Source organism: Kitasatospora terrestris, assembly GCF_039542905.1.
GTDB classification, from domain to species: Bacteria; Actinomycetota; Actinomycetes; order Streptomycetales; family Streptomycetaceae; genus Kitasatospora; species Kitasatospora terrestris.
Map to the genome: position 1 here is coordinate 1,902,653 of NZ_BAABIS010000001.1, position 14,426 is coordinate 1,917,078.

Annotated in this window: 14 protein-coding genes; 7 read left to right on the plus strand and 7 right to left on the minus strand. The window is 71.8% G+C overall.

The window, feature by feature from the left end; genetic code table 11:
* Window positions 1-68 precede the first annotated feature (68 nt).
* Window positions 69-566, plus strand: a complete 498-nt coding sequence (locus ABEB06_RS08835; RefSeq protein ID WP_345696256.1) for a hypothetical protein — start codon at window positions 69-71, stop codon at window positions 564-566.
* A 4-nt stretch (window positions 567-570) separates the two neighbouring features.
* On the opposite strand, the gene nadE is transcribed toward ABEB06_RS08835, so the two are convergent.
* Window positions 571-1,428, minus strand: coding sequence for an ammonia-dependent NAD(+) synthetase (nadE, locus tag ABEB06_RS08840; RefSeq protein ID WP_425559590.1), 858 nt, complete (start codon window positions 1,426-1,428; stop codon window positions 571-573).
* 145 nt (window positions 1,429-1,573) lie between these two features.
* Between nadE and ABEB06_RS08845 the strand changes: the two genes are divergently transcribed.
* The gene (locus ABEB06_RS08845) at window positions 1,574-2,041 is read left to right on the plus strand and encodes a hypothetical protein (RefSeq protein WP_345696258.1); all 468 of its coding nucleotides are present in this window, start codon (window positions 1,574-1,576) and stop codon (window positions 2,039-2,041) included.
* Window positions 2,042-2,059: 18 nt separating this feature from the next.
* Here the strand turns inward: ABEB06_RS08845 and cpt are convergent, their stop codons facing one another.
* From cpt to ABEB06_RS08860, 3 genes are all read right to left on the minus strand, one after another.
* Complete coding sequence (gene cpt, locus ABEB06_RS08850; RefSeq protein WP_345696259.1) at window positions 2,060-2,590, minus strand: chloramphenicol phosphotransferase CPT; 531 nt, start codon at window positions 2,588-2,590, stop codon at window positions 2,060-2,062.
* Between the two features lie 9 nt (window positions 2,591-2,599).
* Window positions 2,600-3,730 carry a hypothetical protein gene (locus ABEB06_RS08855; RefSeq protein ID WP_345696260.1) on the minus strand — a complete coding sequence of 377 codons (1,131 nt, stop codon included), beginning with the start codon at window positions 3,728-3,730 and terminating at the stop codon, window positions 2,600-2,602.
* An 85-nt stretch (window positions 3,731-3,815) separates the two neighbouring features.
* Window positions 3,816-4,745, minus strand: coding sequence for a 5-dehydro-4-deoxyglucarate dehydratase (locus ABEB06_RS08860; protein WP_345696261.1), 930 nt, complete (start codon window positions 4,743-4,745; stop codon window positions 3,816-3,818).
* Window positions 4,746-4,931: 186 nt separating this feature from the next.
* On the opposite strand from ABEB06_RS08860, the gene ABEB06_RS08865 reads away from it, so the two are divergent.
* Genes ABEB06_RS08865 through ABEB06_RS08885 form a run of 5 tightly spaced genes read left to right on the plus strand, consistent with a single transcriptional unit; the run spans window position 4,932 to window position 10,006 of the window.
* Window positions 4,932-5,807: a carbohydrate ABC transporter permease gene (locus ABEB06_RS08865; RefSeq protein WP_345696262.1), complete on the plus strand. Its 876-nt coding sequence runs from the start codon at window positions 4,932-4,934 to the stop codon at window positions 5,805-5,807.
* Window positions 5,808-5,847: 40 nt separating this feature from the next.
* Window positions 5,848-6,717 carry a carbohydrate ABC transporter permease gene (locus ABEB06_RS08870; RefSeq protein WP_425559591.1) on the plus strand — a complete coding sequence of 290 codons (870 nt, stop codon included), beginning with the start codon at window positions 5,848-5,850 and terminating at the stop codon, window positions 6,715-6,717.
* A 40-nt stretch (window positions 6,718-6,757) separates the two neighbouring features.
* The gene (locus ABEB06_RS08875) at window positions 6,758-8,062 is read left to right on the plus strand and encodes an ABC transporter substrate-binding protein (RefSeq protein WP_345696263.1); all 1,305 of its coding nucleotides are present in this window, start codon (window positions 6,758-6,760) and stop codon (window positions 8,060-8,062) included.
* 7 nt (window positions 8,063-8,069) lie between these two features.
* Window positions 8,070-9,227: an enolase C-terminal domain-like protein gene (locus tag ABEB06_RS08880; RefSeq protein WP_345696264.1), complete on the plus strand. Its 1,158-nt coding sequence runs from the start codon at window positions 8,070-8,072 to the stop codon at window positions 9,225-9,227.
* Complete coding sequence (locus ABEB06_RS08885; protein WP_345696265.1) at window positions 9,224-10,006, plus strand: NAD-dependent epimerase/dehydratase family protein; 783 nt, start codon at window positions 9,224-9,226, stop codon at window positions 10,004-10,006. Before ABEB06_RS08880 ends, ABEB06_RS08885 begins: the two co-directional genes overlap by 4 nt.
* Before the next feature lie 23 nt (window positions 10,007-10,029).
* On the opposite strand, the gene ABEB06_RS08890 is transcribed toward ABEB06_RS08885, so the two are convergent.
* Genes ABEB06_RS08890 through hpnH form a run of 3 tightly spaced genes read right to left on the minus strand, consistent with a single transcriptional unit; the run spans window position 10,030 to window position 14,424 of the window.
* Window positions 10,030-11,409 carry an aspartate aminotransferase family protein gene (locus ABEB06_RS08890; RefSeq protein WP_345696266.1) on the minus strand — a complete coding sequence of 460 codons (1,380 nt, stop codon included), beginning with the start codon at window positions 11,407-11,409 and terminating at the stop codon, window positions 10,030-10,032.
* 21 nt (window positions 11,410-11,430) lie between these two features.
* Window positions 11,431-13,368, minus strand: coding sequence for a 1-deoxy-D-xylulose-5-phosphate synthase (gene dxs, locus ABEB06_RS08895; RefSeq protein WP_345696267.1), 1,938 nt, complete (start codon window positions 13,366-13,368; stop codon window positions 11,431-11,433).
* Window positions 13,369-13,398: 30 nt separating this feature from the next.
* On the minus strand, window positions 13,399-14,424 hold the full coding sequence (gene hpnH, locus ABEB06_RS08900) for an adenosyl-hopene transferase HpnH (RefSeq protein ID WP_345696268.1): 1,026 nt from the start codon (window positions 14,422-14,424) through the stop codon (window positions 13,399-13,401).
* Window positions 14,425-14,426 lie beyond the last annotated feature (2 nt).

Below are 14,426 nucleotides of genomic sequence, written 5' to 3' on the forward strand. Positions count from 1 at the left end.
AGCTGGCGGCAATCGGACATCGCGCTCACCCTCGACCACCGGGGCGGGGACATGACATCGTGTCGGCCATGCGACCGCGTACCCTCACCCTCGCCGCCGCCCCGCTGCTCGCGCTCCTCACCCTGAGCGCCTGCTCCAGCGGCACCTCCGGCACCCCCGGCACGTCCGGCTCCTCCGCCGCCGCGGCCCCCGCCGCGTCCTCCGACGCCGGGGCCGCCACCGGCAGCGCCTCCGCCGACCCGATCGCCCCGTCCGCGCCCGCCAGCAAGGCCGCGCCGCCCGCCGACGCCGGCCTGCCCGCCAAGCCGGACGCCGCCGGGACCGCCAGGCTGATCGCCGCCCTCGACGCGATCGACAAGGACATCGTCGGCGGCAAGCCCGACAAGGCGATCGACAACGCCCGCAACCAGTGCCAGGCGGTCTACAACTTCCCCAAGGACCGCGCCAAGCTGGTCGACCTCACCAACCAGCGCTTCACCAGCGCCGCCCACCCCGACGGGTTCGGCCCGGAGACCGCCGAGAAGATCCTCGCCGCCCTCCAGGCCACCCTCTGCCCGGCCCGCTGAACCGTCAGGGCGCGATCGGCAGCTGCCGCTTGTGCTCGGTGAGCCGGTACCGGCGGACGATCGCGGCGAACGCCTCCTCCGCCACCGGCTTGCCCTCCAGGAAGTCGTCGATGTCGTCGTAGGTGACACCGAGCGCGTCCTCGTCCGGCAGGCCCGGCTTGAGCGTCTCCAGGTCGGCGGTCGGCGTCTTCCAGATCAGCGCGGCCGGCGCGCCCAGCGCCTCCGACACCGCGCGCACCCGGCGCTTGGTCAGGCCGGTCAGCGGCACCACGTCGGCCGCGCCGTCGCCGAACTTCGTGAAGAACCCGGAGACCGCCTCGGCGGCGTGGTCGGTGCCCACCACCAGGCCGTCGTGGGCGCCGGCCACCGCGTACTGCGCGACCATCCGCTGCCGGGCCTTGATGTTGCCGTGCACGAAGTCCCGGTGGTGCGCGTCGCGGAACTCCGTCCCGCCGGCCACCACCGCGTCCATCGCCGCGTCGCTCGCCGCCTTCACGTCCACCGTCAGCACCCGGTCGGCGCGGATGAAGCCCAGCGCGAGCTGCGCGTCAGCCTCGTCGGCCTGCGTGCCGTACGGCAGGCGCATCGCGTAGAACGTCGCCTCGTGGCCCTCGGCCCGGGCCCGCTCCACCGCCAGCTGGCACAGCCGGCCCGCGGTCGTCGAGTCCACGCCGCCGCTGATCCCCAGCACCAGCGACCGCAGCCCGGTCGAGGTCAGCCGCTCCGCCAGGAACGCCACCCGACGCTCGATCTCCGCCTGCGCGTCGAACTCCGAGCCCACCTGGAGTTCCCGCGCGATCTCCTGCTGCACAGCCGCCACGTCGCCCACGACCTGCTCCTCACTAGACCCACCGGCCCCCATCGCCGGACCGGCCCCCAACTCTAGAGGAGCCCCGCCCGCCGGAGCCCCGCGGCGTCCCGCCGCCCGCACCCGCCCCGTCCTTCACCCGACCCCCCTCCTGCCTCCATCTTTCCCACACACCCGCCGACATGAGAGGCTCGGCGCCATGACCTGGTCGACACGCGGACTGGAGCTGCCGCCGCTGCTCGTGCACCTCATCGAGGACGGGCACTGGCACCATCCCGGCGACGACGAGCTGCGCCGGGCCGTCCCCTGGTTCGAGGAGCCGGTCGACTTCCTCGGCAGCGCCGAGAGCATGGAGCGGGAGTCGCGCTCGCTGGACGCCTTCGCCGACGACCCCTCCCTGGCCTTCTTCCGCGAGACCCGCGGCAGCACGGCCCACGCGCCGGTCGAGCTCCCCTGGCTCGACGTCGAACGGGCCGTCCTGATCGCCGTCTGCCGCGTCCCGGGCGCCGACGTGGCCCTCGCCCTCGACTACCGGACCAGCCCCACCGACCCCCGCGTCGTCGGCAGCGACTTCTGGACCGACCCCCGCCTCTGCGCCTGGCGCACCGCCGCCCCCACCTTCACCGCCTTCGCCGCCGCCCTCGGCCTGCCCGGCACCGGAGGCTGAGGCTCGGGGCCCCGGCGGTCACACCAGCCGGGTCGCCACCCGGGCCGCGCACCGGTCCAGGGGGTCCGTGCCGGTGTCGACCTCGACGTCGTAGTGGACCCCCCGGTGGACGGCCGTCGCCTGGGCTGCGGCCATGCCAGTCGCGCGGTCGCCGCGGGCGGCTTCGCGGGCGGCGGCGACCGCCGGGTCGCAGTGGACGCCGACCCACAGGACGCCGAGCCCGGTGAGGGCCCCGCGCCAGCGGGCCTGGGAGGCGGGGCCGCCGAGGAAGACGTCGTCGACGAGGACGCGGGCGCCGGCCCGGGCCATCGCCGCGATCCCGTGGGCCCAGGCGGTGTCGAGCCGGCGGAAGGCGTCGCCGACGGCGACGGTGTCGGTGTCGGCGGCGATGCCCTCGCCGCCTTCGCGCAGGCGCGCGGGCAGGGCGTCGACGAGGGTGTCGACGCTGAAGGCGAGCCAGGGGTCGGGCAGCAGGTCCTGGAGGCTCCGCGCGAGGCTGGTCTTGCCGGAGCTGGAGCCTCCGTTGAGGACGATCACCTGGGTACGCACGGGAGCAGCCTACGGCCGGAGCACCGCCCGCAGCGTGGCGAGGTCGGCGTCGGAGGCCAGTCCGACGTGGTAGAGGCGGAGTTCGTCGGCGCCGGGGACGTCGGGCACCGGCGCACCCCCGCCCATCCCGGCAACGACGGTGGAGTTGGCGGCGATCACCGTCCCGGGCCGCCTCGGGACGGCCGAGGCCCGGGCCGCGAGCGCGGCGGGGACGACCAGCCCGTCCGCGTGGTCGAGCACCCACCCCACGTCGACGCCGACGTTGGCGCCGTACCGCCACGGGTCCGGGTCGGCGTGCAGCAGGATCCGGAAGTCCGGTCCGGCAGCGGCCCGGACCGCACCGATCACCGTGTGCTGCAACTCCCTGGCGGCACGCAGCCGATGGGCGAGCACGGCCGAGGCCGGGCCGGGGCCGAGCAGTGCCGCCAGCCCGTCCGCCTCGCAGCCGGTGGCAGGCTCCGGCGCTCCCCGCCACAGCGGTTCGAGCGCCTCCCGCACGGCCGCGCGCGCCTTCTCCCTGAGTCCGTACCCGCGTTCGCAGGCAGGGCAGAAGCACAGCGACATCAGCAACTGTCCGACGGGCCCCAGCCCGACCCCGCCGATCTTGTCGTGGGCGTGCAGGTGGGCGAGGCCGTACCAGCCGCAGCTCTCCAGTTCGACGCCGCGCGCGCCGGGGCGGACGGAGGCTTCGACGGCGAGCGAGACGCAGTACTCGACGACCTCGGCCTGGGCGACGCACAGCGCCCAGGGGTAGCGCTCCCCGTAGGCGTTCTCCACGGTGCAGCGCGGTACGGCCCGCCCGAGCAGGGAGTTGTGCGCGAGGACGACCCAGGCGTGGACCTCCAGCCCGGCGGCGGTCAGGGCGTCCGCGGCGTCGCCGAAGGGGTCGACGGCGGGGATCCAGCTCTGGCCGTGCGGCCGCAGGGCCCGGCCGCGCCAGCGCTCGCCGGAGGGGGGGTAGTAGACGGCGGAGTGCGGGGCGGTGACGATCCGGCCGGTGGGGTGGCGCGGGGTGAGGGCGCGGGTGGAGTGGTAGGCGGAGGCCAGGGTGACCTGCTGGACGCCGAGTCCGGCGACGGTCGCCGGGGCGGCCGGGTCGCCGACGACGTCCCAGGGGTAGAGGAAGGCGGAGGCGCGCACGGCTGGCTCCCGTTCTGGGGGTTGGGGGTCGGTGGACCGGCCCGGCGCACCGCACAGCGCGCCGGGCTCGCGGGCGGGCGGGCGGTCAGAGCAGCGCGCGCCCCTGCTTGACCAGCGCCGCCAGCCGCTCGACGTGCTCGTCGGCCGCTTCGGTGAGCGGCGCCCGGACCGGGCCGACGTCGAGCCCGTCCAGCCGGACGCCGGCCTTGACCAGCGAGACCGCGTACCCGCGGCCCTGGTTGCGCAGTTCGACGAGTGGCCGGAAGAAGCCGTCGAGCAGCCGGTTGACGGTGTCGTCGTCGCCGTTGCCGAGGGCCCGGTGGAAGGCGAGCGCGAGGTCCGGCGCGAAGCAGAAGACGGCGGAGGAGTACAGGGTGACGCCGATTCCCCGGTAGGCGAGGCCGGTGAGCTCGGCGGTCGGCAGGCCGTTGAAGTACCGGAAGTCCAGGCCGGGGTGCGAGGTGCGGACGGCGCTGACGATGCGCTGCATCAGGTCGAGGTCGCCGATGCCGTCCTTGAGTCCGACCACATTGGGCACGGCGGCGAGGGCGACGACGGTCTCGGGTTCCAGCACCGCGTTGTCCCGCGCGTACACGATGACGTCGAGCGCGGTGGCCTCGGCCAGGGCGCGGTAGTGGCGCAGCAGGCCCTCCTGCGAGGGCTTGACGAGGTACGGGGGCAGCGCGAGGACGCCGTCGGCGCCGGCCCGCTCGGCGCGCCGCAGGAACTCGAGCGCAAGGGCCGTGCCGTGGCCGACTCCGGCCACGACCGGTACGGCCCCGGCCGTTTCCTCGACCGCCGCGGCGATGACAGATTCGTATTCGTCCAGGTCGAGGGCGTGGTACTCGCCGGTTCCGCAGGCGGCGAAGACGGCGGCGGCGCCGTCGTCGAGGCGGGCGCGGACGTGGGTGCGGAAGGCGGCCGGGTCGAGGGCGCCGTCGGCGGTGAAGGCGGTGACGGGGAAGAACAGCAGGCCGTCGAGGCGGTCGATGAGGGGAGCGGGTGCGTCGGTCATGGGTGTGCTCTCCGGTGGAGGGACGGTATGACACCAGGGTTATACAGCATTCTGACCCGAGTCCACATCTGTGAACGACATTTTGAAACTCACCTCCTACAGACGGGTTGACGCACCCGCACAGCCTCCCTAGATTGTCCACGCATGTGAACGACGTCCATGAACGTAGAGGAATGGAGCTCCGACGTGGCTGTGCGGCGAGCGCTCACCCCGTACGCGCTGATCACCCCGACCGTCCTGCTGCTGGCCTGCTTCCTGGTCTTCCCGGTGGGCAGCGTCGTCTACTACGCGCTCCAGCACCACGTGGTGAACGAGCCGTACGACGACGCCTTCGTCGGGCTCGACAACTTCCGCCGGATGCTCGGCGACGAGCAGTTCTGGCACAGCCTGGCGTTCTCCGCGAAGTGGGTGTGCGCCGAGGTCGCCCTGCAGCTCCTGCTGGGCCTGGTGCTCGCGCTGATCGTCAACGAGACCTTCCTCGGCCGGGCGATGGCCCGGGCGATGGTCTTCTCGCCGTGGGCGGTCTCCGGCGTGCTGACCACCAGCATCTGGATGCTGCTCTACAACCCGGCGACCGGCGTCTTCCACTACCTGGCCCAGCTGGGCGTCGGCGACGCCGCGACCTCCGTGCTGGGCGATCCGGACACCGTGTTCTCCGCCGCCGTGGTCGCCGAACTCTGGCGCGGCGTACCGTTCTTCGCCATCCTCATCCTGGCCGATCTGCAATCCGTCCCGAAGGAGCTGTACGAGGCGGCCTCGATGGACGGCGCCGGCCGGCTGCGCAGCTTCCGCCACGTCACCCTCCCCCACCTGCGGGACGCGATCGTGCTGGCCACCCTGCTGCGCTCGGTCTGGGAGTTCAACAACGTCGACCTGCTCTACACCCTCACCAACGGCGGCCCGGCCGGCGCGACCACCAGCCTCCCGCTGTACGTGGCCCAACTCGCCCGCAAGTCGTACGACTTCGGCTACGGCTCGGCGCTCACCACGGCGGCCTTCGTGATCCTGCTGTTCTGCTCGGTGCTCTACCTGCGGCTCAGCAAGTTCGGTACCGAGAAGTAGCAGAGAAGCAGACCCCGTCCACCCCCTGGAGAACTCCGCCGTGACCACCGCCGCCGTCCCGCTGTCCGCGAAGTCCACCCGGTCCGCCGCCGGCGGGCGCCCCGATCTCGGCCGGATCGGCCGGCTGTTCCTTCCGCTGGCGCTGTACCTGGTCTTCACCGTGGTGCCGTTCTACTGGATGCTGCTCTTCGCGCTCCGCCCGGCCGGCTCCACCTCGCTGCTGCCCTGGCCGCTGACGTTCGAGCACTTCGACACCGTCTGGAACGGGATGGGCTTCCGGGTCTACTTCCAGAACAGCGTCTGGATCGCCCTGCTCACCCTGCTCTTCGTCACCTTCTTCGCGCTGATGGGCGGCTACGCGCTGGCCCGGTTCAGGTTCCGCGGCCAGAAGCTCTTCCTGCTGGCGCTGCTGTGCACCCAGTTCGTGCCCGGCGCGATGATGCTGATCCCGCTGTTCAACATCTTCCAGGCCTTCGACCTGATCAACTCCCGCTGGAGCCTGATCATCGCCGAGACCACCTTCCAACTCCCGCTCGCCATGATCCTGATGAGCGGGTTCGTGAAGAACGTCCCGGTGGAGCTGGAGGAGTCCGCGATGGTGGACGGCTGCGGCCGGATCCGCGCCTTCCTCGCCGTGGTGCTGCCGCTGCTGCGGCCCGGCATCGTCGCGGTCGGCTCCTTCGCCTTCATCGGCAGCTGGAACAACTTCCTCTTCGCGCTGATGTTCCTCAACGACCCGGAGCTGCAGACCGTCCCGGTCGGCCTGCAGACCACCATCGGCGAGAACACCGTCGACTTCGGCGCGCTGGCCGCCGGCGGCGTGGTCGCCGCGGTGCCCGTGGTGCTGGTCTTCGCCTTCGTCCAGAAGTACCTCGTCCAGGGCATGAGCGCCGGCGCCGTCAAGGGCTGACCTCCCCCACCCACCACCCGACACAGAACAGGACACAGCCATGTCCCGCTCCCTGCGCACCGCTGCCGCCGCCCTCGCCGCCCTCGGCCTGCTGACCGCCTGCGGCTCCTCCGGCTCCGGCTCCTCCGCCGACGGCGGCAAGGTCACCGTCACCTTCTGGGACAACAACGCCGGCCCGGCCAGAACGCCGCTCTTCCAGCACCTGATCGACGAGTTCGAGAAGGCCAACCCGACCATCACCGTCAAGTACGTGGGCGTGACCAGCTCCGAGGTGGCGGAGAAGTACAACACCGCGATCGCCTCCGGCTCCACCCCGGACGTCGGCGGCGTCACCACCGCCCTGCTCGCCTCGCTGACCGCGCAGAAGGCGCTCGTCCCGCTCGACGAGCTGCTCGCCAAGAGCGCCCTGAACGGCAAGCTCTCCGCCAACATGCTGGAGACCTCGAAGGCGGCGTCCGGCGGCAAGGGCCTCTACCAGCTGCCGTCCTCCGGCAACCAGGACGTGATCTGGTACCGCGCCGACAAGTTCAAGGAGGCCGGCATCGAGGTCCCGAAGACCTGGGACGAGCTCTTCGCGGCCGCCGCCCGGCTCACCGACAAGTCCAAGAACCAGTACGGCTTCACCATCCGCGGCGGCTCCGGCTCCGGCTTCCAGGTGCTGTCCGAGGCGTACGCCTACTCCGGGCTGGCCTCGATGTTCGACGCGGCCGGGAAGTCCACGGTGGACGACCCGCGGAACGTCGAGCTGATCGCCAAGATCGCCGCCCAGTTCAAGAACACCACCCCCGAGGCGGACGTCTCCAACGCCTACCCGCAGATGCTGGCCCAGTTCCAGGCCAACCAGGTGATGATGGTCCACCACAACCTGGGCTCCACCAAGGACGTGAGGACCGCGCTCGGCGACAAGGTCGCCGGCATGCTGCTGCCCTCCGGCCCGAGCGGCTCCTCGATCCTCGCCAACCCGGTCGACGGCTTCGGCCTGTTCAAGAACTCCAAGCACCAGGACGCCGCCTGGAAGTTCCTCGAGTTCCTCGACTCGCACGCCTCCAACAGCTACTGGAACGAGAACGTCGGCCAGATCCCCGCCAACACCGAGGCCTACGCCGACGACTGGTACGCCAGGTCGGGGATCACCAAGCAGGCCGGCGACGCCCTCAACTCCCCCGCCGTCAAGCTGGTCCAGCCACCCGTCCACCTCCCCCAGTACTCGAAGATCACCAAGACCGACGCGGAGCCCAACTTCCAGAAGGTGCTGCTCGGCAAGATGTCGCCCGCCGAGTTCGCCAAGGCCGTCGCGGACGCCTTCACCAAGGCCCAGTCCGACTACAGGGCGAAGAACGGCTGATCCCGCCATGGCCACCATCGAATCCCTCGCGGTGACGGTCTTCACCACCGTCGCCAGGACGGCCGTCGACTCCCACGGCCACCGCCACCCGGCCGCCCCGCACGAGGTCCGCGAGGCACTGCTCACCGTCACCGACAGCGACGGGGTGGCGGGCCGGGTCCTGGTCCAGCCGGACCACCTGCGCCCGCACGTCCTCGACAAGTACCTGCGCCCCGCGCTGCTCGGCCAGGACCCGCTGGACCGCGAGCGGCTGTGGACCTCGCTCGCCCGCAAGCAGCGCGGCGCCCACGGCGGCCTCACCGACCGCGCCCTCGGCTTCGTCGACCTCGCGCTGTGGGACCTGGCCGGCCACCGCCTCGGCCTGCCGGTCTGGAAACTGCTCGGCGGCGCCCGCAGCGAGGTACCCGCGTACGCCTCCACCATGTGCGGCGACGAGACCCCGGGCGGCCTGGCGACCCCGGCCGACTTCGCGGCCTTCGCCGTCCAGCTGGTCGAGCAGGGCTACCGCGCCATCAAGCTGCACACCTGGATGCCCCCGGTGGCCGGCGCCCCCTCGGTCGCCCTCGACATCGCCGCCTGCACCGCCGTCCGCGCGGCGGTCGGCCCGGACGTCGAGCTGATGCTGGACGCCAACCACTGGTACTCGCGCACCGAGGCGCTCAAGCTCGGGCGCGCCCTCCAGGAGCTGGACTACTACTGGTTCGAGGAGCCCATGGAGGAGGCTTCGATCTCCTCCTACCGCTGGCTCGCGGACCAGCTCGACATCCCGGTGATCGGCCCCGAGACCTCCTGGGGCAAGAACTTCACCCGGGCCGAGTGGGTCACCTCGGGCGCCTGCGACATCCTGCGCACCGGCACCACCGACGTCGGCGGCATCACCCCGGCTGTGCGCACCCTGCACCTCGCCGAGGCGTTCAACCTCGACTGCGAGGTGCACGGCAACGGCTCCGGCAACCTCGCCCTGCTCGGCGCCACCACCAACGGCCGCTGGTACGAGCGCGGCCTGCTCCACCCGCACGTCGACTTCGACGAGGTGCCGCCGCACCTGCGCTCCGCCGTCGACCCGATCGACAAGCACGGCGTCGTCCGCTTCCCCGAACGCCCCGGCCTCGGCGACGACTTCGACCTCGACTGGATCGCCTCGCACACCCTGGACGCGTCATGACCACCACCATCCTGCTCACCGGCGCCGCCGGCGGCGTCGGCACCCTGCTGCGCGAGCTGCTGCCGCCGTACGGCTACCGGCTGCGCCTCGCCGACCTGGAGCCGATCGACGGCGCGGGCGACTCGCTCGCCTTCGACCTGCGCGACGCCGACGCGGTGCGCGACGCCGTCCGCGGCGTGGACGCCGTCGTCCACCTCGGCGGCATCTCGCTGGAGGACACCTTCGCCAACATCCTCGGCAGCAACATCGAGGGGACGTACCACCTGTACGAGGCCTGCCGCCTGGAGGGCGTGCGACGGGTGGTGTTCGCCAGCTCCAACCACGCCGTCGGCTTCACCCCGCTCGGCGGGGACGGCCTGATCGGCAGCGACATCCCGCCCCGGCCGGACACCTACTACGGCCTGTCCAAGGTGTTCGGCGAGGGCCTGGCGTCCCTGTACGCCGACAAGTACGGCGTACAGACGGTGTCGCTGCGGATCGGCTCCTGCTTCCCCCGGCCCCGCTCGCCGCGGATGCTCTCCACCTGGCTCAGCCCGGCCGACTGCGCCCGGCTGGTGCACGCCGCGCTGACCGCACCGGACGTCGGGCACACCGTGGTCAACGGCATCAGCGCCAACACCCGCGCCTGGTGGGACCTCACCTCCGCCCGCGCGCTCGGCTACGACCCGCAGGACGACGCCGAGGCGTACGCCGAGGAGATCACCGCCCAGTACGGCGACCTCCCGGCCGACCACGTCGACGCCCGGCTGCTCGGCGGCTTCTTCACGCAGACCGGTTAGCTCCCCCCTGGGGCGCGGTGCCGCTACCGCACCGCGCCCTTGACCAGCGTCTTGCCGAAGTCCCACATCAGGCCGCTGCCGTGGTGCGCCTCGTCCATGATCTCGGTGAACGCACGGACGAAGGTGTCCACGTCCCGCTCGGTGACGACCAGCGGCGGGATCAGCTTGATCACCTCCAGGTGGTCCCCGGACACCTGGGTCAGGATCCGGTACCTCTGCAGCAGCGGCACCACCACCATCTGCGCGAACAGCCCCTTCCGGGCGGCCTGCACGGCCGTCCAGCTGGTCCGCAGCTTCAGCGACTTCGGCCGGCCGAACTCGATCCCGATCATCAGCCCGCGCCCCCGCACGTCCGCGAGCAGCTCGTACTCGTCCACCAGCGCCGCCAGCCGCTCGCGGAACAGGTCGCCCACCGCCCGGGCGTTCTCGACCACCTTCTCCTGCTCCATCACGTGCAGGGTGGCGAGGCCGGCGGCCATCGCCTGCGCGTTGGAGCCGAAGGACGCGGAGTGCACCAGCACCCGGTCCATCGAGGAGTACACCTTGTCGAAGATCCACGACTTGCCGAGCGTCGCGCCGATCGGCACGTACCCGCCCGAGAGCGCCTTCGCCGCGCACACCAGGTCGGGGACCAGGCCCTCCTCGTGCTGGTAGGCGAAGAAGTCGCCGGTGCGGCCGATGCCGGTCTGCACCTCGTCGCAGATCAGCAGCGCCTTGTGCTCGTGCAGCAGCGCCTGGGCGGCGCTCAGCCAGCCGGTCGGGGCGACGGTGACGCCCTTGCCCTGGATCGGCTCGACGATCAGTGCCGCCACGTCGCCGCGCTTCAGCTCCTTCCGCAGCGCGCCGAGGTCGCCGAGCGGGATCGCGGTGTCCGGCAGCAGCGGGTCGAAGCCCTTGCGGAAGCCGCTCTCGCCGTTGACCGACAGCGAGCCGGTGGTGAGGCCGTGGAAGGCGTGGTCGCAGTAGAGCACCCGCTTCTTCCCGGTGGCGTAGCGGGCGAACTTCAGCGCGGTCTCCACCGCCTCCGTCCCGCTGTTGCCGAAGAACACCCGCTCCAGGCCGGGGGTGTACGACAGCAGCTTCTCCGCCAGCAGGCCCGGCAGCGTGGGGCATTCGAAGCGGGTGAGGTCGGGCAGGTCGAGGTCCATCACCTGCTGGACGGCGGCCCGGACCACCGGGTGGTGCCGGCCGAGCGCGAAGATGCCGAACCCGGCCAGCATGTCCAGGTACTCGTTGCCCTCGGCGTCGTAGAAGTACGGGCCGGCGGCGCGCTCGTAGTACTTGTCGAAGCCGATGGTGTGCAGCATCCGGGGCAGCTGCGGGTTGAGGTACTTGGCGTGCAACTCGTAGCGTTCCGGGCCGCGTTCGGTGAGCAGGGCGGCGAGATCGAAGGATTCGGCCATGGTGCTGCTTCGCTCCTCAGGTCACTTGCGGGGCACGCGGGGCCGGTACTGCTGGGCGCTGCTGCCGGAGGGGCCCTGCCCGCCGGGCAGCAGCACCTTGGCGAAGGCGGCGGTCTGGGCGGCCACGCCGGTGCCGGTGAGGCCGACCTCCTCCAGGATCTCCCCGCGTGAGGCGTGCGTCAGGAACTCCTGCGGGATGCCCAGGTCGCGCAGCGGTACGTCGACGCCGCCGTCCCGCATCGCCTGGGCGACCGCGGCGCCGACCCCGCCGGTGCGGCCGTTGTCCTCGACGGTGACCACCATCCGGTGCTCGGCGGCCAGCGCGACCAGGGCGGGGTCGACCGGCTTGACCCACCGCGGGTCGACCACGGTCGCGCTGTACCCCTCGGCGACCAGCAGGGCCGCCGCGTCCAGGCAGGCGGGGGCCATCGCGCCGACCGCGACCAGCAGGATCTCCGGCGAGGGTCCGGTCCTGGCGAGCACGTCGACGCCGCCGATCCGTTCCAGTGCGGGGACCTCGGGGCCGAGTTCGCCCTTCGGGAAGCGCACCACGGTCGGTGCGTCGCCGACCGCCACGGCCTCCCGCAGCTGCTCGCGCAGCTGGTCGCCGTCGCGCGGCGCGGCCAGCCGCAGCCCGGGGACGACCTGCAGCACGGACATGTCCCACATGCCGTTGTGCGAGGCGCCGTCGTTGCCGGTGACGCCGGCCCGGTCCAGGACGAAGGTGACGCCCAGCCGGTGCAGCGCGACGTCCATCAGGACCTGGTCGAAGGCCCGGTTCAGGAAGGTGGCGTACACCGCCACCACCGGGTGCAGCCCACCGGTGGCGAGCCCGGCGGCGCTGGCCACCGCGTGCTGCTCGGCGATGCCCACGTCGTAGATCCGGTCGGGGTGGGCGGCGGCGAACTTGGCCAGGCCCACCGGCTGCAGCATGGCGGCGGTGATCGCCACCACGTCCGGCCGGTCGGTGCCGATCGCCACCATCTCGCTGCCGAACACCGAGGTCCAGGAGGCCCCGGTGGAGGGCGAGATGGGCAGGCAGGTGTACGGGTCGATCGGGTTGACCGCGTGGAAGCGGTCGGCCTCGTCCTGTTCGGCGGGCCGGTAGCCGCGGCCCTTGACGGTGAGGCAGTGGACGATGACCGGCCCGCCGAAGTGCCGGGCCTGGCGCAGCGCCTGCTCGACCGCGCCGATGTCGTGGCCGTCGATCGGGCCGAGGTACTTCAGCCCCAGGTCCTCGAACATGCCCTGCGGGGCGAAGGCGTCCTTGAAGCCCTTCTTGGCGCCGTGCAGCGCGTCGAACACCGGTTTGCCGACCACGGGGGTGCGCTGCAGCGCCTCCTTGCCCCAGGAGAGGAAGCGCTCGTAGCCGCGGGTGGTGCGCAGGGTGGACAGGTGGTGGGCCAGACCGCCGACGGTCCGGGCGTACGAGCGCTCGTTGTCGTTGACGACGATGACCAGCGGGCGGTCCTGGGCCTCGGCGATGTTGTTGAGCGCCTCCCAGGCCATGCCGCCGGTCAGTGCGCCGTCGCCGATCACGGCGACGGTGTGCCGGTCGGTGCCGAGGATCTGGTTGGCCTTGGCGATGCCGTCGGCGTAGCCGAGGGCGGTGGAGGCGTGCGAGTTCTCGATCAGGTCGTGCCCGGACTCGGCGCGCGAGGGGTAGCCGGAGAGGCCGTCCTTGCTGCGCAGCCGGGAGAAGTCCTGCCGACCGGTGAGGAGCTTGTGGACGTAGGCCTGGTGGCCGGTGTCCCACAGGATGCGGTCGTGCGGGGAGTCGAACACCCGGTGCAGGGCGATGGTGAGTTCGACGATGCCGAGGTTGGGGCCGAGGTGGCCGCCGGTGCGGGTGACCGCGTCGATCAGGAAGTCCCGGATCTCGTCGGCGAGCACCGGGAGTTGCTCGGCGGGCAGGCGTCGCAGGTCCGCGGGCCCCTGGATCTCGGTCAGCAGTGACATCACTTCACCTCGCCGATCTTGGTTCAGGTACTAGTTGATCTTCCCGGAGGCAACGGTCTCCCGGGCGGCGCGCAGCGACTCCTTGAGCGAGCCCATGGTGGCGAGCACCGCCGTGGGCTCGTATCCGCAGTGCGCCATGCAGTTGTCGCAGCGCGGGTCGCGGCCGCGCCCGTACTTCGACCAGTCGGTCTTCTCGATGAGTTCGCGGTAGGTCGGCACGTAGCCGTCGGCCATCAGGTAGCAGGGGCGCTGCCAGCCGAACAGCGAGTAGTTGGGGATGCCCCAGGCGGTGCACTCGAAGTCGACCTTCCCCTCCAGGAAGTCGAGGAAGAGCGGGCTGTGGTTGAGCCGCCAGCGCCGGCGGTTGCCGCCGGCGAAGGCCTTGCGGAACAGCTCCCGGGTCTGCTCGACGCCGAGGAAGTGGTCCTGGTCGGGGGCCTTCTCGTAGGCGTAGGCCGGGGAGATCATCATCTCGTCGACCTTGAGCTCGTCGTTGAGGTAGTCCAGCACCTCGACCACGGTCTGCGCGGTGTCGGTGTTGAAGAAGGTCGAGTTGGTGGTGACCCGGAAGCCGCGCCGCTTGGCCTCCTTGATCGCGGCCACCGCCTCGTCGAAGGTGCCCTCCTTGGCCACCGAGGCGTCGTGCCGCTCGCGCAGGCCGTCGATGTGCACCGCGAAGGTGAAGTACGGCGAGGGAGTGAACTTGTCCAGCTTTTTGCGCAGCAGCAGGGCGTTGGTGCACAGGAAGACGTACTTCCTCCGCTCCACCAGCTGGCGGACGATCTCGTCGATCTGCGGGTGCATCAGCGGCTCGCCGCCCGCGATGGAGACCATCGGGGCACCGCACTCCAGCACTGCGCCGACCGCCTGGGCGACCGGCATGCGCTGCTTGAGCACGCCCGCCGGGTGCTGGATCTTGCCGCAGCCCTCGCAGGCCAGGTTGCACGCGTAGAGCGGTTCCAGCTCGACGATGAGCGGGAACTTCTCCTTGCGCTTGAGCTTCTGCTGCATGAGGTAGGTGCTGACGCGGATGGTCTGGCGCAGCGGCATGGCCATGG

Bases quoted from the DNA above. Each gene is read 5' to 3' on its own strand.
- ABEB06_RS08860 (WP_345696261.1), bottom strand. From the start codon at position 4,745: ATGACCGACGCACCCGCTCCCCTCATCGACCGCCTCGACGGCCTGCTG.
- ABEB06_RS08890 (WP_345696266.1), bottom strand. From the start codon at position 11,409: ATGGCCGAATCCTTCGATCTCGCCGCCCTGCTCACCGAACGCGGCCCG.
- ABEB06_RS08875 (WP_345696263.1), top strand. From the start codon at position 6,758: ATGTCCCGCTCCCTGCGCACCGCTGCCGCCGCCCTCGCCGCCCTCGGC.
- ABEB06_RS08835 (WP_345696256.1), top strand. From the start codon at position 69: ATGCGACCGCGTACCCTCACCCTCGCCGCCGCCCCGCTGCTCGCGCTC.
- dxs (WP_345696267.1), bottom strand. From the start codon at position 13,368: ATGTCACTGCTGACCGAGATCCAGGGGCCCGCGGACCTGCGACGCCTG.
- ABEB06_RS08880 (WP_345696264.1), top strand. From the start codon at position 8,070: ATGGCCACCATCGAATCCCTCGCGGTGACGGTCTTCACCACCGTCGCC.
- ABEB06_RS08845 (WP_345696258.1), top strand. From the start codon at position 1,574: ATGACCTGGTCGACACGCGGACTGGAGCTGCCGCCGCTGCTCGTGCAC.
- ABEB06_RS08885 (WP_345696265.1), top strand. From the start codon at position 9,224: ATGACCACCACCATCCTGCTCACCGGCGCCGCCGGCGGCGTCGGCACC.
- hpnH (WP_345696268.1), bottom strand. From the start codon at position 14,424: ATGGCCATGCCGCTGCGCCAGACCATCCGCGTCAGCACCTACCTCATG.
- nadE (WP_425559590.1), bottom strand. From the start codon at position 1,428: ATGGGGGCCGGTGGGTCTAGTGAGGAGCAGGTCGTGGGCGACGTGGCG.